The 18,461-nt window shown below is 72.2% G+C and carries 16 protein-coding genes and 1 pseudogene; 7 read left to right on the top strand and 10 right to left on the bottom strand.

Going from position 1 to position 18,461, the window contains the following annotated elements:
• Positions 1–6 precede the first annotated feature (6 nt).
• Together OO67_RS28780 and OO67_RS28775 are read left to right on the top strand one after the other, a co-directional pair.
• Complete coding sequence (locus OO67_RS28780) at positions 7–852, top strand: alpha/beta fold hydrolase (protein WP_051709928.1); 846 nt, start codon at positions 7–9, stop codon at positions 850–852.
• Positions 827–2,113: a hypothetical protein gene (locus tag OO67_RS28775; RefSeq protein ID WP_244300336.1), complete on the top strand. Its 1,287-nt coding sequence runs from the start codon at positions 827–829 to the stop codon at positions 2,111–2,113. Before OO67_RS28780 ends, OO67_RS28775 begins: the two co-directional genes overlap by 26 nt.
• Positions 2,114–2,126: 13 nt before the next feature.
• On the opposite strand, the gene OO67_RS28770 is transcribed toward OO67_RS28775, so the two are convergent.
• Both OO67_RS28770 and OO67_RS28765 read right to left on the bottom strand, forming a co-directional pair.
• The gene (locus OO67_RS28770) at positions 2,127–2,627 is read right to left on the bottom strand and encodes a ribonuclease FAU-1 family protein (protein ID WP_033304662.1); all 501 of its coding nucleotides are present in this window, start codon (positions 2,625–2,627) and stop codon (positions 2,127–2,129) included.
• A complete protein-coding gene (locus OO67_RS28765; RefSeq protein ID WP_033304661.1) occupies positions 2,608–3,531 on the bottom strand; it encodes a GNAT family N-acetyltransferase in 924 nt (307 codons plus the stop codon). The genes OO67_RS28770 and OO67_RS28765 overlap by 20 nt, the downstream gene beginning before the upstream one ends.
• Before the next feature lie 93 nt (positions 3,532–3,624).
• On the opposite strand from OO67_RS28765, the gene OO67_RS28760 reads away from it, so the two are divergent.
• Entirely contained in the window at positions 3,625–3,999 is a 375-nt protein-coding gene (locus OO67_RS28760) for a GntR family transcriptional regulator (protein WP_033304659.1), read from the top strand.
• 19 nt (positions 4,000–4,018) lie between these two features.
• Here OO67_RS28760 and OO67_RS28755 read toward each other — a convergent pair whose 3' ends face one another.
• The 4 genes from OO67_RS28755 to OO67_RS28740 all read right to left on the bottom strand — a co-directional run bounded on the left by OO67_RS28755 (position 4,019) and on the right by OO67_RS28740 (position 7,810).
• The gene (locus OO67_RS28755) at positions 4,019–5,113 is read right to left on the bottom strand and encodes a DUF5925 domain-containing protein (protein ID WP_033304658.1); all 1,095 of its coding nucleotides are present in this window, start codon (positions 5,111–5,113) and stop codon (positions 4,019–4,021) included.
• Positions 5,114–5,211: 98 nt separating this feature from the next.
• Positions 5,212–6,000 (bottom strand): polysaccharide deacetylase family protein, encoded by a 789-nt coding sequence (locus tag OO67_RS28750; RefSeq protein ID WP_033304702.1) that lies wholly within the window; start codon positions 5,998–6,000, stop codon positions 5,212–5,214.
• Positions 6,001–6,038: 38 nt separating this feature from the next.
• Positions 6,039–7,043: a glycosyltransferase family 2 protein gene (locus tag OO67_RS28745; protein ID WP_033304657.1), complete on the bottom strand. Its 1,005-nt coding sequence runs from the start codon at positions 7,041–7,043 to the stop codon at positions 6,039–6,041.
• Positions 7,040–7,810 (bottom strand): glycosyltransferase family 2 protein, encoded by a 771-nt coding sequence (locus OO67_RS28740; protein WP_106972836.1) that lies wholly within the window; start codon positions 7,808–7,810, stop codon positions 7,040–7,042. The genes OO67_RS28745 and OO67_RS28740 overlap by 4 nt, the downstream gene beginning before the upstream one ends.
• A 1,036-nt stretch (positions 7,811–8,846) precedes the next feature.
• Here OO67_RS28740 and OO67_RS28735 point away from each other — a divergent pair.
• Positions 8,847–9,665 (top strand): SGNH/GDSL hydrolase family protein, encoded by an 819-nt coding sequence (locus OO67_RS28735; RefSeq protein WP_033304655.1) that lies wholly within the window; start codon positions 8,847–8,849, stop codon positions 9,663–9,665.
• Between the two features lie 240 nt (positions 9,666–9,905).
• On the opposite strand, the pseudogene OO67_RS28730 reads toward OO67_RS28735, so the two are convergent.
• Positions 9,906–10,940, bottom strand: a pseudogene (locus tag OO67_RS28730) (serine/threonine-protein kinase); the annotation flags it as partial.
• A gap of 208 nt (positions 10,941–11,148) precedes the next feature.
• On the opposite strand from OO67_RS28730, the gene OO67_RS28725 reads away from it, so the two are divergent.
• Entirely contained in the window at positions 11,149–11,412 is a 264-nt protein-coding gene (locus OO67_RS28725) for a hypothetical protein (protein ID WP_078598324.1), read from the top strand.
• A gap of 350 nt (positions 11,413–11,762) precedes the next feature.
• Here the strand turns inward: OO67_RS28725 and OO67_RS28720 are convergent, their stop codons facing one another.
• The 3 genes from OO67_RS28720 to hmgA all read right to left on the bottom strand — a co-directional run bounded on the left by OO67_RS28720 (position 11,763) and on the right by hmgA (position 15,264).
• Positions 11,763–12,986 carry a type ISP restriction/modification enzyme gene (locus OO67_RS28720; protein ID WP_033304699.1) on the bottom strand — a complete coding sequence of 408 codons (1,224 nt, stop codon included), beginning with the start codon at positions 12,984–12,986 and terminating at the stop codon, positions 11,763–11,765.
• Positions 12,987–13,124: 138 nt separating this feature from the next.
• On the bottom strand, positions 13,125–13,901 hold the full coding sequence (locus OO67_RS28715) for a GntR family transcriptional regulator (protein ID WP_244300335.1): 777 nt from the start codon (positions 13,899–13,901) through the stop codon (positions 13,125–13,127).
• A gap of 43 nt (positions 13,902–13,944) precedes the next feature.
• Positions 13,945–15,264, bottom strand: coding sequence for a homogentisate 1,2-dioxygenase (gene hmgA / locus OO67_RS28710; protein WP_033304652.1), 1,320 nt, complete (start codon positions 15,262–15,264; stop codon positions 13,945–13,947).
• Positions 15,265–15,375: 111 nt separating this feature from the next.
• On the opposite strand from hmgA, the gene OO67_RS28705 reads away from it, so the two are divergent.
• Together OO67_RS28705 and OO67_RS28700 are read left to right on the top strand one after the other, a co-directional pair.
• The gene (locus tag OO67_RS28705) at positions 15,376–16,005 is read left to right on the top strand and encodes a TetR/AcrR family transcriptional regulator (protein ID WP_033304651.1); all 630 of its coding nucleotides are present in this window, start codon (positions 15,376–15,378) and stop codon (positions 16,003–16,005) included.
• 160 nt (positions 16,006–16,165) lie between these two features.
• A complete protein-coding gene (locus OO67_RS28700; RefSeq protein WP_033304650.1) occupies positions 16,166–18,346 on the top strand; it encodes a molybdopterin oxidoreductase family protein in 2,181 nt (726 codons plus the stop codon).
• Positions 18,347–18,461: the final 115 nt, after the last annotated feature.

Here is an 18,461-nt window from a genome sequence, read left to right as displayed (position 1 = left end):
AGTGTGATGGACCCGTCGACCAGCGGAACACTCGCGGTACCAGGCGCGGAGATCTACTTCGAAGTACGGGGCGAAGGGCCTCTGCTGCTGCTCATCGGAGGAGGCAACTCCGACGCCGCCGTCTACAAGCGCCTGGCCACGGTCCTGGCCGCCGGGCACCGTGTCGTCACCTACGATCCGCGCGGCAACTCACGCAGTGTGCTCGTCGGTCCGCAGGTGGACCAGAGGGTCGAAGAGCACGCCGACGACGCATACCGCCTCATCCGCCACCTCGCCGGTCCGAACGCGCCCGTGTGCGTCTTCGGAAGCTGCTCCGGTGGGCTCATCGCACTGGAGGTGACGGTCAGGCACCCGGACAGGATCCGGCTGGCCGTCGTCCACGAACCGCCCGCCCTGAGCGTCCTCCCGGACGCCGGACGCCACATGGCGCTCCTCGACGACATCTGCCGGACGTACCGCAGTGAGGGCATGGCGCCGGCCCTCGTCAAGCTGCAGGCCCTCCACGGCGGCCGGCCCGCGCCGGCCCTCCCCGAGGAGCACAACAACACCGACTTCTTCCTGCGCCACTTCGTCCGGCCGTTCACACGCTTCGTGCCGGACCTCACCGCACTCGGAGAGATCTCGGAGAAGGTGGTGTGGGCGGGTGGCCACGCCTCGCGAGGGGACCTCGTGCACCGCCCCGCGCTCTTCCTCGCCGAGCGGCTCGGCCGCACGGTGGAACTGTTCCCCGGCGGGCACGTCGGCTACGCGAGATACCCCGCCGACTTCGCGGAGCGCCTCGTCGAGGTCCTCGCCGCCGTCCCACCCGGCGGGGCAGGCCGTCCGCATGGGACGACCGGCGGAGGGCTGTGACATGCGGATCGTGATGGGGGCACAGAACTGTGGTTTCGGCCCCGTCTCCGAGCTCGTCGCGGTCTCCCGGCCGCTCGGCGGGCACGAGCGGGTGTTCGTCGGCGACGGTGTGGCCGCTGTGTTCGCCCGGCGCAACGCTGATGCCTTCGACACCGTCCACGACACCGGAGGCATGACCCGGAAGGCCGCGGCGGAGGTGACCGACGACCTGGTGCGGGGAAGCGACCATGTGATCTCCGTGATGGACGCCGAGCTGGTACTCCGGTCGGTCGTGGCCCGGCGGCCCGTGACCATGGTGGACAGCCTCTTCAGTTTCTGGCAGCTCACACAACCACTGGCCGGCATCCACGAACGCTGCGCGACCCTGCCCCTCTCCGGCTTTCCGGCCGCCGACCAGCACCTGGGCGGCCTTTCGCCTCACGAGCGGGTCGTCGCCGCCCACCTGCTCGCCACCCACAGCGTCGTACAGAACTTCCCCGGTGTCGCCGAGCGCGCGAGGGAGTTCGCCGCTCTGGGCGTGGGCCCCCGTATGCACCGGACCGGTTCGATCACCGACAGCGAGGGGCTGCGGGCCGTCGCGTGCGTCCCCGCACCGGAACACGACCTGCTCGTCAACGTCGGCGGGTTCAAGAACTTCCTGCTGGACTTCGGCGTCAACGACGACTACATGCGCCTGCTGCACCGGTGGCTTCCGGACCTGCTTCGCGACTGGCCCCGGTTCCGTCGCGTCCTCGTCTGTGGCGGCCCGTTCGGCGAGGGCCGGGAGCAGACGGTCTCGGCCGCAGGGGGGACGGCCGACTGCCGGCTCCTGCGCCAGCGTGAACTGCTCCAGGTGGCGGCGAGCACTCCGGACCAACTGCTGGCTCCGGGGCTCACGGCACTCCACGAATCGATCGCTCTGGGACGGCTGCCCCTGGCGATCCACGAACAGCACTACGCCCATGTCTTCACCATGCGCGCCCTGCACGGCACGCGGTTCGGGCGGATGGGGAGCAGGTTCTCGGACGTGGTTCCGGGCCACCCGCTGCCGGAGGACGACCTCGCAGGGACGGTGGCCCTCGTGGAGCTGGCCGGCCGCATCCGGAACGACGAGGAGCTCTACGCGAGATACCGGCGGACCTTCAACGAGCGCATCGAGCACTACGTCTCGCTCACCCCACCGCAGCGACAGCACGGTGTCGAGGAACTCGCCGCACTCCTCGGCGGCGAGGCGGTACACGACGTGATGACCGGCATCCTCGGCACACCGCGCGCCGCGTGAGAGGGCGGACCCCTCACGAGACCAGGCCCGCCAGCCCTCCGGCGCGGGCCAGGTCCTCCAGCTCGTCCAGTGCCCGGACGGCCGCGTCCGCCGCCGAAGGGTCACGGCCGGCGAGGCCGCTCTCCTCGAACTCGTCCTCGTCCAGGCGCAGTACGGAGGAGCCGTCCGCCGACACCCACAGATCGAGATCCAGATCCTCGACCACGAGCTCGGTGCCCCGGAGCACCGCGGGCCGGGTGATGTCGCAGTACCAGCCCTTCAGCCGCCCCTCGCCCGTGCGGACCTCCTTCACCGCGTACCACCGGTCGCGCCAGTAGTGCTCGGTGAAGACGTCACCCGGCTCGAACCGTACGAAGCCGAAGTCCCGGACCCCTGGGGCCGCCCACGGGGCCCGGACGGTGATCCGGTTCCCGTCGTCGCCGACCGGCTCGGCCGGGTAACGGATCTTGGTGCGGCCCGCCTTGACCAGCGCCACGGTCATCGTGGGGCCGGAATCAGCCGATCTCGCGGACATGACGTACCTCCGTGGCGCAGATCTCGTAGCCGAACCAGCGGTTGACCGCCAGCATCGGGCCGTTGCCGGCGTCGTTGCCGGTGTAGGCGTCGGTGTACCCGGCGGCGCGCGCCCGGTGCAGCGAGTCGTTCTTGGCGAGCTTCGCCAGGCCTCTGCCCCGGTAGGCGCGCAGGGTGCCGGTCATGGCGGACGAGTAGCGGGTCAGACCGTCCGTCTCCGCCGCGCTGAACGCCGCGATCCGCCCGTCCACCGTGACGACAGACGTGAGCGCGTGGTCGAATCCGGGCCGGCGCCACGTCGTGGCCAGCCAGTTCTCGTAGTCGGTGAACCGCACCGGGGTGTCGCTGGGTTCGTCCGAGGTCGTCTCCGTGTCGGCCTCGAACAGCGGGCGCGGATCGTCCTCGAAGTCCGCGGCGGTGAGCAGCCCGACCCCGGCGGGGAGCTCCTGGAGCGGCGGCAGCGTGCCGTCCGCCAGGCCGAGACGGAGGAAGTGCGCCGGCCGGCGCGCCGCGTATCCGCGCTTCCCGGCGAAGGCGAGGTTGGCCGGCCCGTCATCGAGCACCCAGGTGTAGACGACGGTCGCGCCCACGCCGGTCAGATGCTCCTCGCCGGCCCGCACCAGCAGCGATCCCGCTCCTCGGCCCCTCCTGTCCGGATGTACGTACGGATTGCAGAACCCCTGGTCCGGCTTCGTGCTCTCGTGGGAGATGCCCACCTGCGCGGTGCCGATCACCTCGCCGTCCTCCTCGGCGACCAGCAGCCGGTAGTGCCGGTCGGGATGCGCTTCGGCCAGGTCGCTCAGGACCTGCTCCGGAGTCGTCACCATGTACGGCAGCGCGGCCCGCCGCACCCGTACCCAGGCGTCGGCGTCGGCGGGCAGGAAGTCGCGTACGAGAACTGTCATGGGCGGACGCTAACGCGGAGCCCGGCACGGCCGCTTGCGAATTTCCCCGCGCTGTCGTCGGTGACGGGACCCGGGGTGCGGGAGAATCGGCGCGTGACCCTGAAGATCGCCGTTGACCCGGACTCCGCCACCGCCCCGTACGAGCAGCTGCGCGCCCAGCTGTCGGAGCAGGCCCGGTCCGGGGCCCTGCCCGTCGGCTACCGGCTCCCGACCGTACGCGGCCTGGCCGGGGAGCTGGGCCTCGCCGCCAACACCGTGGCCAAGGCCTACCGCGCGCTGGAGACCGACGGGGTGATCGAGACCCGGGGCCGCAACGGGACGTTCGTCGCCGCCGCGGGCGACGCGGCGACCCGCCACGCGGCGACGGCGGCGCGGGAGTACGCCGAGCAGGCGCAGCGCCTCGGCCTGTCCCGGGCCGACGCCCTGGCCCTGGCCGAGGACGCGGTGCGGGCGGCGTACACGCGGTAGCGCACGGGAAACCGGCCGCTCAGAGGTACAGCCCCGCGTCCGCCCCCGCGTCCTGCTTCGGCACGGACGCGGGGCCGCTGCCCCGTCGCAGGGCGTACAGCTCGGCGAGCGTCGTGCCCTCGCGGCCCAGCCCTTCCTCCGTGCCCAGCCAGGCCACCGACTCCGCACGGGTCAGCGAGCCCACCTCGATGCGTGCCAGACAGCGGCCCGGCCTGACGACCGCCGGGTGCAGCCGCTCCAGGTCCTCGTTGGTCGTCACCCCCACCAGGACGTTGCGGCCCTGTCCCAGGAGACCGTCCGTCAGGTTGAGCAGTCGGGACAGCGCCTGCCCCGCCGTGTGCTTCGCCTCTCCGCGAATCAGCTCGTCGCAGTCCTCCAGGAGCAGCAGCCGCCACCGGCCCTTCGCCGAACCGTCGTCCTCACCGATGGCGATGTCCATCAGATAGCCGACATCGTTGAAGAGCCGCTCCGGATCCAGCACGCAGTCGACCTGGCACCAGTCGCGCCAGGAACGGGCGAGGGTGCGCAGCGCCGATGTCTTGCCGGTGCCGGGCGGGCCGTGCAGCAGGAGCAGCCGGCCGGCGATGTCGTCGGGCGTCACCTTCATCAGCCGGTCCATCGCGTCGGCCACGGGGGCCGTGTAGTTGGCCCGGACCTCGTCCCAGGTGCCGGCGGCGATCTGCCGGGTGGTCCGGTGCGGGCCGCGGCGCGGGGACACGTACCAGAAGCCCATGGTCACGTGCTCGGGCTGCGGCTCCGGCTCGTCCTCGGCCCCGTCGGTCGCCTCGGAGAGGATCTTCCGGGCCAGCTCGGCGGAGGTGGCCGTGACCGTGACGTCGGCACCCCGGTTCCACCGCGAGACCAGCAGCGTCCACCCGTCGCCCTCGGCGAGGGTCGCACTGCGGTCGTCGTCACGGGCGGCCCTCAGCACCTTGGCCGCCGGGGGGAGCAGGGTCGCCCCCGACTTCACCCGGTCAAGGGAGGAACTGTGCGAGTAAGGCTGCTCGCCCGTCGCGAAGCGGCCCAGGAACAGCGCGTCCACGACGTCGGACGGCGAATCGCTGTCGTCGACGTTGAGCCGGATCGGCAGGGCGGACTCGGGGTTGGCAGACATGCGCCCATGATCTGGCACGGTGGCATCCCGCGCACCCAGGTTTCGGCAGCTGCCCCCGGGTGGCGGCGCCCAAGCGCGGCCACCCGGGGGCACCCGGTTCAGTCCGGTGCGCCGGCCGGCCCCGGACGCCCGAGCCGGCGGCGGGCCCGTCGTGCGCCGCGTACGACGGCGAACCCCTTGGTGAGCGCCCGGTCCACCGCGAACGTCCGGGCGACCGCCCTGCCGTCGGCCAGCCGGGCGAACTCGGCGGCGCCGGTGCCCCGGCGGACGGTCACCCGCTCCAGGGCGTACGGCCCCTGGCGGCGGCGCGCCAGAGCGTTGCCCACGGCGAGGGACTGCGCGAAGCCCGCCGCCCGCACCGACTGCCGGACCCGGCGGGTGGAGTAGCCGTAGGGATAGGCGAAGGACACCGGAGGAGTGTCCAGTTCAGCGGTGACGATCTCCCGGCAGCGCACGGTCTCGGCCCGCATCGCCGCCGCGTCGAGCTGGTCCAGTTGCGGGTGGGTGTGGCTGTGGCCGCCTATCTCCACACCCGTGGCGGCGAGTTCGCGGACCTGGCTCCAGTCGAGCATCGTGTCCAGGGCGCCGCCCTCGTCGTGCGCTCCCCGCAGCCAGCCGGTGGTGACGAACACGGTGGCCGCGAATCCGTACTCGGCCAGTACCGGCAGGGCATGCCGGTGCACTCCCTCGTAGCCGTCGTCGAAGGTGATCAGCACCGGACGGGGCGGCAGCGGCCGCCCCGTCCGCCAGCTCTCGCCGAGCGCGGCCGTGGTGAGCGGGGTGAAGCCGCGCCGGGCGAGGATCTCCATCTGCGTACGGAACGAGGCCGGCGACACGGAGAGGCCGTACACACCGTCGGCCGGACGGTCGCCTACAGCGTGGTACATCAGGATCGGCACGGCACCGCTCGCCGCACCCCCGTCGCTCACCGCACCTCCTCACGCGCGCCCGCCACGGGTTCGACCGACGGTACGGCGAAGGACGATGCGTCGCGCCGGACCCGCACGCTCCCCACCGCGTAGCCGGCCGCGGCCGCCAGTGCCCCCGTCACGACGGCGCCGGCGCGTCCCGCTCCGCCGGGGCGGCCGAGGAGGAAGTCCCGTAGTCCCCGCAGCACCCCGGCCGGGAGCACCCGGGTGGTGTAGCGGCGCTCGGACTCCAGGCCCCTGTGCGCCCCGACACTCCGGGCGACGAGCGCCTTGGAGAGCCCCTCGGCGTACGTGCGGGTCCGGAAGTAGCCGAATCGCTCCCGTGCCTCGGTGACCTTGTGGTGGATCACGGCCCGGTCGTCGATCAGCAGGACGGCCCGGGGGAGTGCCCGGCTCAGCCGGATGCACAGCTCGGTCTCCTCGCCGCCCAGGGGGCGCCTGTCGCCGTCCCGCCCGATCCCGGTGGCGAAGCCGCCCGCCGCGTCGAACGCCGCACGGCGGAACGAGGCGTTGCCGCCGAGGACGTTGCGGACCCGGACCCGCCCGGGTGGCAGCCCCAGGTAGGTGCATCCGACGACCCAGTCGAACTCCTCGGGGAACCAGACCGGCCTGCGGCCGGAGGCCCACGACGGCAGGGTCCGGCCGCCGACGGCCATCACCGCCGGATCGTCGTAACCCTTGTCGAAGTGGCGCAGCCAGTCCGGCTCGGCCACCGCGTCGTCGTCGAGGAAGGCCACTATCGAGCCACGGGCGGCGGAGATGCCCGTGTTCCGGCCCGCGGACAGACCACGGGGGCCGCCGTTCGCGAGCACCCGCACACCCGGGCAGTCCGTGTACTCCCCGGCCAGGCGACGCAGCAGCGCGGGATTGTGGTCGACCACCAGGAGGACCTCCTCCGCCGGCAGGGACTGCGCGCGGACCGAGGCGACGGCCTCGAGGATGTCCTCCCAGCGCTCCTCGGTGTAGACGCAGATGACGACGGAGAAGTCGCGGAGGCTCACAGCCCCCGCCCCTGGCCGATGACGGCGGGGACGGCGGCCGGCCGTCGACCGCCGCGGCGCACGCGCTTCTCCTTGAGGATCACTCTCAGCACCCGGAGCCCGTCCCGCACGGCGCTGAGATTGCTGACGCCGTGGATGCGGTTGTACTCGTGGCTCGGTACCTCCTGGACCCGGAGGCCGGCCTTGACCACCCGGATGTTCATCAGGGTCTCTATCTCGAAGCCGGTGCAGTCCAGGGTGATCCTGTCCAGGCAGTGCTTCCAGAAGGCGTTGTAGCCGTAGCAGAGGTCGGTGTAGCGGGCTCCGAACTTGCGGTTGACCACGGTGCACAACGCCCGGTTGCCGAGCTTGCGGACGGGCGTCATGTCGTCCGTGCCGCCGCCGTTGGCGAAGCGCGAACCCTTGGCGAAGTCGGCGCCGCCCACCAGCGCGGAGACGTAGCTGACGATCTCCTCGCCGTCCGCCGAGCCGTCCGCGTCGACCATCACGATGATCTCGCCGGTGCAGGCGGCGAACCCACTGATCAGGGCGTCCCCCTTGCCCTTGCCGACCTGCCTGACGACCACGACGTCCGGCCGTAGCTCACGGGCGACACGGACGGTCTCGTCGGTCGAATTCCCGTCGACGAGGACGACTTCATGAATCCAGTCGGGCAGCGTCCTGAACACGTGGGGAAGATTCTCCGCCTCGTTCATGGCGGGGATCACGACACTTACCGGCGGCGCTATCGCGAGGTGGGAAGAGATCGGACGGTATTCGCTCTTCATTCGAGCGGCTTCGGTCTCTTCGACGGCAGGTCTGATCGAGGAAGGCAGAACTGAACTCATGAGTCTTTCCCTCTCGTCCGGTGGACGGCCCGCCCCCGGGCTGTCCGGATAAAGGTCCGGTTCGAAAGGGGGGCTCTCACCCCGGCCATGACGGCATACCACTCCGAGCTGGCTGGATGAGCTGGCACAACTGGCCGCACGGCGACCGACTCGTCCGAGTACGGCCGCTGGGCACGGCACCCCCCTACCGCGCCCCGCTCCGGTGTCCACCGCGGCTGCCTGAGCCCTCCCCTGGAGCCGCCTGCGTGATGGGCCGTTGCGGGTTGATCTACGACGGTATTAGCGGTTGGAACTGTATGGCAAGACATGCATGGACGTCTCGCCCTTTTCAGACTTCGGCGGAACTGTCATATTCGGCTGCGGAATTGACACCTCCTATTCTCCGGCGCGTTCCTGCTCCAGGGGGAGGTGCCGACGGAAATGGATCAGCACCGCGGCAGAAATGATCAGAGCGCAATTCCGCGCTGACCTGCTGTCCGGTGCCGGCGGCGCGCATGCCGCCGGACGTCCGGCTGTGCGCTCTCCGGTGGCCGGGGCGGTGGCCGCACGGTCGTGGCGGCTCCGGCTGCCGGGAGTGGAATGCGGCGGCCGGGTTGCGAAGAGGTGAACACGGCGGTCCGGGTTGCGAAGGGGTGAACGCGGTGGCCGGAGTCGCGAAGAGGTGAAAGGGTGCGAACGGGGCGCGTAGAGGTGAACTGAGCCCGTGTGCAACGGAGTTGACGACCGCCCCCGCAGTCGCGGACCCGCTGCCCGCCGGAACGGGCGGCGCGTGCGGCCCCGGCTGCGCCTGTCTCGGCGCCGGTGGGCGCACCGGCGATTTCGTCCTCCTGGGCGCCGGACGGTGGACTTCGATGTGACGCGGCGCCAGGGGGCCGGCAGAGGGACCGTGGCGAAGCTTTTTTGGCATGCCCACTACCGCGATTCCCATCGGTACTGCTACCACGGAGCAGGCAGAGATCCTGCCCAAGGAGGTCCCATGAAAATGTCCAGACTCGTGGCGTTCTCGTCCTCTCTCCTGCTCGGCACCGTTCTCGCGCTGACCGGCGCGGGAGTCGCCCAGGCCCAGGAATCCGCACAGTCCGTCGAGGCCGTCGACTACGTCGCCCTGGGTGACTCGTACTCGTCGGGTGTCGGTGCCGGCAGCTACGACAGTGCGAGCGGCAACTGCAAGCGGAGCACCCGCGCCTACCCCGCCCTCTGGAAGGCCGCCAACAACCCCGCCTCGTTCGCCTTCACCGCGTGCTCGGGTGCCCGGACCAGCGATGTCACGGCCGGTCAGCTCGGCCCTCTCAGCTCCGCGACCGACCTCGTCTCGATCTCCGTGGGCGGCAACGACGCGGGCTTCGCCGACGTCATGACCACCTGTGTCCTGCAGTCCGAGGCCACCTGTCTCAGCCGGATCACCACCGCCCGCGCCTACGTCGACTCGACCCTCCCCGGCAGACTGGACTCCGTGTACGCGGCGATCACTGCCAAAGCACCCTCGGCCCGCGTCGTCGTCCTGGGCTACCCCCGCTTCTACAAGCTCGGCGGCAACTGCATCGCCGGCCTGAGCGAGAAGGAACGCGCAGCCATCAACGGCGCCGCCGACTACCTCAACGACGCCACCGCCAAGCGTGCGGCCGATCACGGCTTCACCTTCGGCGACGTCACCTCGACCTTCACCGGCCACGAGATCTGCTCGGGCAGTGCCTGGCTGCACAGCGTGAACTGGCTCAACATCGGCGAGTCGTACCACCCGACCGCCGCCGGACAGTCCGGTGGCTACCTGCCCGTCCTCAGCTCCAAGGCCTGACCGCACCGCTTCGGCGTGGCTTGTCGGCCCGGCCGTCCGCCGAGGAGGGGGCTCCGCCCCGCGGAGTCCCCTCCCCGTGCGTCACGCCGGTCCCACCACGTCCACCGGCCTGTGCCCGGTGGCTCCGGGCGTGGCCTCCGCCGGTCCCGCGGCCGGTGCGCTCGCCGACGTCCCCGCCGAGGCCTTCCCGCCGCCTCCCCGGTCGGTGTCGTCGTCGTCCGACAGCGCCCATGCGAGGCCTCCCGCGATGAGCAGCGCGAGGATCGCCCCGACGGCCACCAGGACGCCGGTGCGCTTCGTGCGGCCGACGGGTTCCGGCGGGCCCGTGGCGGCCCCCGCTTCCCCGGCCCCCGCTTCCCCGGCCCCCGCTTCTCCGGCCGTCGCGCCGGTGTCGTCCGTCGGCGGCTTGAGCTGCGGTCCTGCTGGGCCGCCGAGGGCCGCTCCGGTCCCGCCCGCGGCCAGGATGCGCAGCCGGCGTTCCGCCTCCCCGGAGGTGAGCCGCTCGGCCGGGTCCTTGCGGAGCAGCCCCTCGACGACGGGCGTGAGCACGCCGGCCCGTCGAAGTGGTGGCAACTCCTCTTCGACCACCGCCCGGAGGGTGTCCGCCGGAGTGCGGCGGCCGAACGGTGACCGCCCCTCGGTGGCGGTGTACAGAAGCACTCCGAGCGACCAGAGGTCGGATTCGGGCCCAGGTGTACGCCCCAGCACACGCTCGGGCGCGAGGTATTCGGGCGAGCCGATCGCCTCACCTGCCACGGTGAGTGCGGAGGACCCCTCGGGCGTGGTGAGGCCGAAGTCCTTCAGCATCACCCTCCCGTCGTTGGCCATCAGCACGTTGCCCGGCTTCACGTCGCGGTGCAGCAGGCCCGCTCCGTGGCCGCCGCGCAGGGCCGTGAGCACCTCCGCGCCGATCCGTGCCGCACGCCGAGGGGGCAGCGTGCCATCGGCGTCCAGCACGTCGGACAGGGCGAGCCCGCGGATCAGCTCCATCACGATCCAGGGCCGGGAATCCTCGGTGACCACGTCGTGGACGGCGACGACGTTGCGGTGCGAGACGCGGGCCGCCGCCCAGGCCTCCCGCTCCAGGCGGGAGTGCAGCCACTGGGCGTCGGCGGCGGGCAGGGCCGCCGGGGGCCGCACCTCCTTCACGGCCACCTCGCGCCCCAGCACCTCGTCGCGGGCTCGCCACACGATGCTCGCCGTTCCCTCGCCCAGAGGGTCCAGGAGGCGGTAACGATCCGCGACCACACGACCGGTGTCCGGGACTTCGCTCATCGGTGACCCTCCATCAGCAGCGTTGCGCAGTACGGACGAATCCCCTCCAAGCTAACCCAACCCGTCCAGGAACCGACAGGATCCGGTAACGGCACGTCAACCCCCGTACACAGGTGTGCAATCCTGCGGCCGGGATACACGGGTGTGACCGCGGGACGATAGGGTTAACCTGCCCGGGCCGGGTGCCCTCGTACGGGTGGGGAGTGACATGGAACAGATAACGATGCGCAGCAGGCCGCGTGTGCCTGCCATTACATGTGGGAGCGGAGCGACCAGTTCGCGCCTCGACCGCCATCTCGCAGTGCTGGGCGGCCCCGCCGTCCCGCAGCGCGAGTCGGCGGAAGCGACGCTGCTGATGCTCGAGCTCACCTCGCGCGACGCCGCGCACACCCGCAGGAGCAGGAGCGCGCGTGTCTCGCTCTTCGCCCCGCTGCGGCGGCTGCGGCGCTCGCTCTTCGGCAGCCGCCGCTGACCGACGGCTGTCACGACCGGTACCGGCCCTCCGCTCAGGGCCGTGCCACGATCACTCCGTCCCGGCGCAGTGCTGCTGTCCGCCCATCCGTCATCCCCAGGGCCGGCAGCGTTGCGTCGGTGTGTTCCCCGGCGCCGGCACGGCACCCACCCCCGCCGACGCCCCGCCCGGCAGCGCGCCCCACAGCAGGACCCGCACACAGGCCCGACACGGATGGCCGCTTCCCGCCGCCGGTCCCGCGCCAGGACGTCTCCCGCGCCTCGGCTGCGGCGTACCCCGTCCGACGGCGAGCAGTGCGGAAGAACACCCTCACCCACCGGCGGCTCTCCCGCGTGCCGGCGCATCGCGCCTCACAGCAGCGCGAACTGCCCTTCCGGGCCCTCCTCCTGGTGATCCAGTACGGACGCGGGGCGCCGGGCCGAGGCGGGGACGGGAAGCACCCCGGCCGAGCACAGGCCGTCCCGGGCCAGGGTCTCCGCGTGCTCGAGCCGTTCCCGCAGTGCCTGCTGCCGGGGCCGCAGTTCTGCGAGCAGCGCCAGGACGGTGATCAGCTCCAGCAGTTCCGAGGTCCGCTCCTGCGGCCAGGCACGCGGCCCTACGCCCGCCAGCCCCTCCGCCGTCGCCGTGCGGCGCTCGAACCAGAGCTCCAGCACTCGCACCCCGCAGACCCGGAAGTCCCAGGCACCGACGGGAACGGGCGAGACACGTCCCGCACCGAGAGCGACCGTCTCGTCGTCGGCGTCGTAGCTCAGGGCGTCGGGCCGGGGAGGGATCGCGGCCCTCACGTACGGCCGCCGCCCGCCGGGCAGCCGCGGACGTCCTCCGCCTCGGGCCCCGCGCAGCTGGACGCGCAGCAGTTCCCGGCCGAGTTCCACACCCTCCGCCCACAGGGCGCCGTCGGCGGGCAGCGGCACGCGGGGCCCGCCGGGGGAGGGGGAAGCGGTGGCGAGGGCCCACGCCAGGACGGATTCGACGGTGGCCGGCGCACCGTACCGGGCAGCCAGCAGAGCGGCCAGACCCGGTGCGAGATTGGGCTCCCGTCCGCCGGGCCGCCGGTAGAGCGGGCGTATCCGGCCGGGCCGGCCGGCCGGTGAGTGTCCGTCGGGCAGCAGTGCGGTCGCCGACAGGGCGGGACCTCTGTCCTGGGGTACGTATCCGTGCTCGACGGCGAAGAGCTGGTGCCCGTCGGCGACCCGCCAGAGCTCGGGGCGTGCCGCGTCGAGCAGCCTGTGGTCGGGAATCAGCCACTGTTCGTCGAAGGGCCCGTGCAGGACGCGGACCGGTTCGGGGTACGGGCCCGGGTCCCGGGCGAACGCGCTCGTTCCGGTGGACCTGCCCGGCAGGGCCGAGGCCGGGGTCAGCGGTGTCCGGGAGCGGCTGGGCCGGAACAGCCGTTCCTGCTCGTCGCCCTCGGCGCGGACCAGCAGGTCCCAGCGGGTCCGGAGCGAGGAGGCGTCGGGGGCCGTCACCCAGGGGCGCCCCGTCCTCAAGGGCCGCACCGACCAGGGCATGAGGTCGTCCAGGAGCGGAAGCGCATCGCCTCCGCCGGATCCGGCCGCCACCCGTGCTGCCACCGTGTCGGTCCTCCCCGTCGGCACGTCCGCCACTTCCGGCATCGTAACGACCGCCCGCCCGCGTGACGACCGTCCGCCCGCCCGCGTGACGACCGTCTGCCGGACTATCGCCGCGACCGTCCGTCCGCGGCCCCGCCGTCAGTGCGCGTCGACGGTCACGGAGAAGGAGAAGCGGTCTCCCCGGTAGCGGATGCGCGCCACGTCCACCACCGTGCCGTCCTCGTCGTACGTCACGCCGGTGTAGTGCAGGATCGGGCTGAGCAACGGGACCTGGAGCAGCTCGGCCGTGCCGGGGTCGGCGAGGCGTGCCTCGACGGTGTCCGTGATCCGGGAGATCCGTACGCCGACGGCGTCGCGCAGCACCTTGGTCATCGGCCACCGTTCCAGATCGGCCACGTCGAGCCGGGCCGCGATCTCCGGGCGTACCGCGTTCTCCGCCCAGTTGGTGGGCTCGCCCGTGCCGTCGTCGCAGCGGAGCCGCCGGTAGCTGACCACCTCGGAGCAGTCCGGGAAGAACTCCGAGAGATCACCGGGGACGGGCGCCCGGCCGTGGCCGAGAACCGTCGTCCGCTCGCCCGACTGCTGGGCGACGATCGCGTCGATCGAGCCCAGCAGCCGGACCGGCGACACCCGCCGGGCGCGCGGTTCGATGAACGTGCCGCGCCGCCGGTGCCTGCTGATCAGCCCTTCGCCCTCCAGCTCCTTCAGGGCCTGGCGCATGGTGAGGACGCTGACGCCGTAGTGCACGGCGAGCTGTTCCTCCGTGGGCAGCCGCGTCGAGGCGTCCTGGGGGCGGCCCAGTATGGAGGCCCGCAGGGACTGCGACACCTGGTACCAGAGGGGCAGCTTCCGGTTCAGCAGCAGGGAGTCGGGGGCGAACCCGGGCGTCCGGCCCGCCTCGTTCACCTGATTCATCCGGTTCACCCGATCTCTCTGCGGTGCGGCCGGCGGTGCGGTCTCACGGCCGGAAGTTGCGGCTCAGACCCTGCCACACGTCGTCGTACCCGCGCTGGAGATGGCCCGCGCCCGCCGCCTGCGCGGTCGCCGTGACCGGCCAGCGGGTCTCGAACATGAACGCCAGACCGTCGTCGATCCTCTGCGGCTTCAGCTCCGCCGCGCTCGCCCGGTCGAAGGTCTCACGGTCCGGGCCGTGCGCCGACATCATGTTGTGCAGCGAGCCGCCGCCCGGCACGAAGCCGCCCGCCTTGGCGTCGTACGCGCCCTCGATCAGCCCCATGTACTCGCTCATCACGTTGCGGTGGAAGTAGGGCGGGCGGAAGGTGTCCTCGCCGACCAGCCAGCGCGGGGCGAAGACGACGAAGTCGACGCCCGCCAGCCCCGGGGTGTCGGACGGCGAGGTCAGCACGGTGAAGATCGACGGGTCCGGGTGGTCGTAGCTGATCGTGCCGAGGACGTTGAAGCGGCGCAGGTCGTAGACGTACGGCGTGTGGTTGCCGTGCCAGGCGACCACGTCGAGGGGCGAGTGCCCGTACGTCGCCGACCAGAGGTTCCCGCAGAACTTGTTGACCACCTCGACCGGGCCTTCGTGGTCCTCGAACGCCGCGACGGGAGCCAGGAAGTCCCGCGCGTTCGCCAGGCCGTTGGCACCGATCGGACCCAGGTCGGGCAGGACGAAGGGCTGGCCGTAGTTCTCGCAGACGTAGCCCCGGGCCGTGGGGTCCAGCAGCTCGACGCGGAAGCGCACCCCCCGGGGGATCAGCGCGATCTGGCCCGGCCGGGCCGCCAGCAGCCCCAGTTCCGTGCGGAGCAGCAGGCCGCCGCGCTCGGGAACGATCAGGAGCTCGCCGTCGGAGTCGCTGAACACGCGGTCCGTCATGGAGGAGTTCGCGCTGTACAGGTGCACCGCCATGCCGGTGCGCTGCGTGGCGTCTCCGTTGCCGCCCAGCGTCCACAGGCCGTCGAGGAAGTCCGTACCGGGTGCCGGGTCGGGGAGCGGGTCCCAGCGAAGCCGGTTGGGGTCGGGGGCGGTCTCGGTGAAGGGGGCGGTGCGCAAGGTGCCGTTGTCGATGCGGACGAAGGCGGGATGGGCGGCCGAGGGGCGGATCCGGTAGAGCCAGGACCGGCGGTTGCGGGCGCGGGGTTCGGTGAAGGCCGAGCCGCTGAGCTGCTCGGCGTACAGCCCGAGGGGGGCACGCTGGGGCGAGTTGCGGCCGTGCGGCAGGGCGCCCGGGACGGCCTCCGAGCTGTGCTCGTTGCCGAAGCCGGAACTGTGGCCCGGATTCTCCGCCGCTTTCCTCGCCTGTTCGATGCCGCTCATCTTGCGCTCCCGGTGGATGAGGAATCCCGTGGATCCCCTGACGAAGAATCCTATGCATCACCGTAGGAATCGAAACGTGGCCCGTCAACGGCATACGGGCATGATGGGACCGTGTCCCACGCTCATACGAACCTCCGACGCGTCCCCGTGCAGCAACGGAGCGCCGACCGTCTCGCCCGCATCCTCGACGCCGGTGCCGCCCTGCTCGACGAGGCCGGTTACGAGCAGCTCTCCACCCGGGCGGTGGCCGACAGGGCCGGAGTGCCCATAGGTTCCGTCTACCGCTTCTTCCCCAACAAGAGGGCGCTGGTCGACGCCCTGGCCGAGCGCAACCTGGAGGCCTACGCCCGGCGGGTGGTCGCCAGGCTCGAGGGGATACCGGAGCGGGAATGGCGTGCGGCCATCGACGCGGTGCTCGACGAGTACCTGGCGATGAAGCGCTCCGTCCCCGGCTTCGCCCTCGTCGACTTCGGCCCGCCCGTGCCGGCCGCGGGTCCGCTCGACGAGGAGGTGAACCGGCTGGTCGCGGGACGCCTGACGGAGCTCCTCTCCGGCCATCTCGGCCGGGGGCGCGACGGCGCCCCCGCCGATGCCCGGCTGCTCCGTACGGTCCTGGTCTGCGTGCAGGCCGCCGACGCCCTCCTCCAGCTCGCCTTCCGTGCCGACCCGGCGGGCGACCCGGACCTGATAGCGGAGACCAGGGTCCTGCTCCAGGCCTATCTCTCGCGGATCCTCGACTGAAGGGGCCGGGGCGGACGGGACAACCGGTCGCGCCGAGACCTCGCCACCATCCGTACCGGTCGGTATGCTCGGTCCGCCGGGAGTCCACGCCCGCCGAGCGCGCCGTGGGACGCCGGATCACGCCCGCGCGCCACCGCTGCCGCCGCCCCGGGGAGGGCCCGTGTCCCACGAAACCCGTACCGCTCTGCGTGTCTGCCCGCTCTGCGAAGCCACCTGCGGACTCACCCTCACCATCGAGGGGACTTCGGTCACCGGTGCCCGGGGTGACCGCGAGGACGTCTTCAGCCGGGGCTTCATCTGCCCCAAGGGCGCCTCCTTCGGGGGCCTCGACGCCGACCCGGACCGGCTGCGCACACCGCTCGTCCGCAAGGACGGCGTCCTGCGCGAGGCGACCTGGACCGAGGCGTTCGACGCGATCGCGGCGAAGATCCCGGCCCTGATCGAGGAGCACGGCAAGCAGGCCGTCGGGGTGTTCCTCGGCAACCCCAACGTGCACACGATGGCCGGCGGGCTCTATCCGCCGCTGCTGCTGTCCGCGCTCGGCACCCGCAACGTCTTCACCGCCGGCACCCTCGACCAGATGCCCAAGCACGTCTCCAGCGGACTGCTCTTCGGCGACGCCCACGCCATCCCCGTACCCGACCTCGACCACACCGCTCATCTGCTGCTGATCGGCGCCAACCCGCTGGAGTCCAACGGCAGCCTGTGCACCGCCCCCGACTTCCCGGGGAAGCTCAAGGCGCTCAGGCGGCGCGGTGGCACCCTCACCGTCATCGACCCGCGCCGCACCCGCACCGCGCGGCTGGCCGACCGGCACGCCGCCATCAGGCCCGGCACCGACGCCCTGCTGCTCGCCGCACTCACCCAGGTCGTCGTCGAGGAGAAGCTCGCCGACCCCGGCGCGCTCGCCGGGCACCTGGACGGATACGACGAACTGGCCGAAGCCATTGCGGACTTCACCCCCGAGGCGGTGGCCGCGGCCTGTGACGTGGACGCGGACACCATCCGGGAGATCGCCCGCGAGCTGGCCGCCGCCCCCGCCGCCGCCGTCTACGGGCGCATCGGCAGCTGCACCGTCGAGCACGGAACCCTGGCCAGCTGGCTCATCGACGTACTCAACATCCTGACCGGCAACCTCGACCGGCCCGGCGGTGCGCTCTTCCCCCTCTCCGCGACCGCCCGCGCACCGCGCGCCGCCGCGCCGGGCAAGGGCTTCGACCTCGGCCGCTGGAGGAGCCGGGTCTCCGGGCATCCCGAGGCCAAGGGCGAACTGCCCGCCGCCGCACTCGCCGAGGAGATCGAGACACCGGGGGAGGGCCGGATCCGGGCGCTGATCGTCATCGCGGGCAACCCGGTGCTCTCCGCGCCCGACGGGGACCGCCTGGACCGGGCGCTCGCGCACGGCCTCGACTTCATGGTCAGCGTCGATCCGTATCTCAACGAGACCGCGCGCCACGCGGACGTCGTACTGCCCCCGCCCCCGCCCTCGCAGAGCGCCCACTTCGACTTCGCGTTCAACTCCTTCGCCGTCCGCAACCAGGTCCGGTACAGCCGCCCGGCCGTGCCGCTGCAGGAGGGCCGGATGGACGAGGGCGAGATCCTCGCCCGGCTGGTCCTCGCCGTCGGCGGCAACCACGGTGCTCCGCCCGAGACGGTCGACGACCTGGTCATCACGACGACGCTCGCCAGGGCCGGACTCCCCGAGGAGCTCGCCGGCAACCTGACCGGCCGCACCGGCGCCGAGCGCCGTCTCGACCTGATGCTGCGGCTCGGCCCGTACGACCTCACGCTGGAGCAGCTCCTCGCGCGTCCGCACGGGATAGACCTCGGCCCGCTGAAGCCGCGCATCCCGCAGGTGCTCAGGACCCGCAGCGGCCGCATCGAGCTGTTCCCGGCGCCGATCGCCGCCGACCTGCCCCGGCTCCGCGCGTCGATCGGCGCGCGGCCCGCTGGACTCGTCCTCGTCGGCCGCCGCCACCTGCGGTCCAACAACAGCTGGATGCACAACGTCGCCGCGCTGCGCGGCGGCTCGAACGTCTGCACCCTGCAGATCCACCCCGACGACGCGGCCCGGATCGGACTCGCCGAAGGCGAGACGGCCCGGATCACCGCGGCGGGCGGTGAGGTCGACGCGCCCGCCGAGATCACCGACTCCGTGCGGCCCGGGGTCGTGAGCCTCCCGCACGGATGGGGCCACAGCCGCCCGGGCACCCGCATGTCGGTCGCCGGGGCGGAGCCCGGCGTCAACGTGAACCAGCTCCTGGACGGCACCCTCCTGGACCCGCTGTCCGGTACCGCGGTGCTCAACGCCGTCCCTGTCTCCGTAACACCGACTCGCTGACCTGGGGTTTTGCTCGTATTGCTCACACGTCAACATCTTGTTAACGCTGCTTCGGGGCCCCTAACGTCGTCCGGACCGCCGGCACCGGTGAAGTTCAAAGGTGAACGTTAGGTAT

Origin of the sequence: Streptomyces atroolivaceus (assembly GCF_000717025.1) — a bacterium.
Lineage (GTDB): Bacteria > Actinomycetota > Actinomycetes > Streptomycetales > Streptomycetaceae > Streptomyces > Streptomyces atroolivaceus.
This window is presented reverse-complemented; position numbering and strand designations above follow the sequence as displayed.

Coding starts and splice junctions, on each gene's coding strand:
- OO67_RS28780 (WP_051709928.1), top strand. CDS start 7: ATGGACCCGTCGACCAGCGGAACACTCGCGGTACCAGGCGCGGAGATC.
- OO67_RS28775 (WP_244300336.1), top strand. CDS start 827: ATGGGACGACCGGCGGAGGGCTGTGACATGCGGATCGTGATGGGGGCA.
- OO67_RS28770 (WP_033304662.1), bottom strand. CDS start 2,627: ATGTCCGCGAGATCGGCTGATTCCGGCCCCACGATGACCGTGGCGCTG.
- OO67_RS28765 (WP_033304661.1), bottom strand. CDS start 3,531: ATGACAGTTCTCGTACGCGACTTCCTGCCCGCCGACGCCGACGCCTGG.
- OO67_RS28755 (WP_033304658.1), bottom strand. CDS start 5,113: ATGTCTGCCAACCCCGAGTCCGCCCTGCCGATCCGGCTCAACGTCGAC.
- OO67_RS28750 (WP_033304702.1), bottom strand. CDS start 6,000: ATGTACCACGCTGTAGGCGACCGTCCGGCCGACGGTGTGTACGGCCTC.
- OO67_RS28740 (WP_106972836.1), bottom strand. CDS start 7,810: ATGAAGAGCGAATACCGTCCGATCTCTTCCCACCTCGCGATAGCGCCG.
- OO67_RS28735 (WP_033304655.1), top strand. CDS start 8,847: ATGAAAATGTCCAGACTCGTGGCGTTCTCGTCCTCTCTCCTGCTCGGC.
- OO67_RS28725 (WP_078598324.1), top strand. CDS start 11,149: ATGGAACAGATAACGATGCGCAGCAGGCCGCGTGTGCCTGCCATTACA.
- OO67_RS28715 (WP_244300335.1), bottom strand. CDS start 13,901: ATGAATCAGGTGAACGAGGCGGGCCGGACGCCCGGGTTCGCCCCCGAC.
- hmgA (WP_033304652.1), bottom strand. CDS start 15,264: ATGAGCGGCATCGAACAGGCGAGGAAAGCGGCGGAGAATCCGGGCCAC.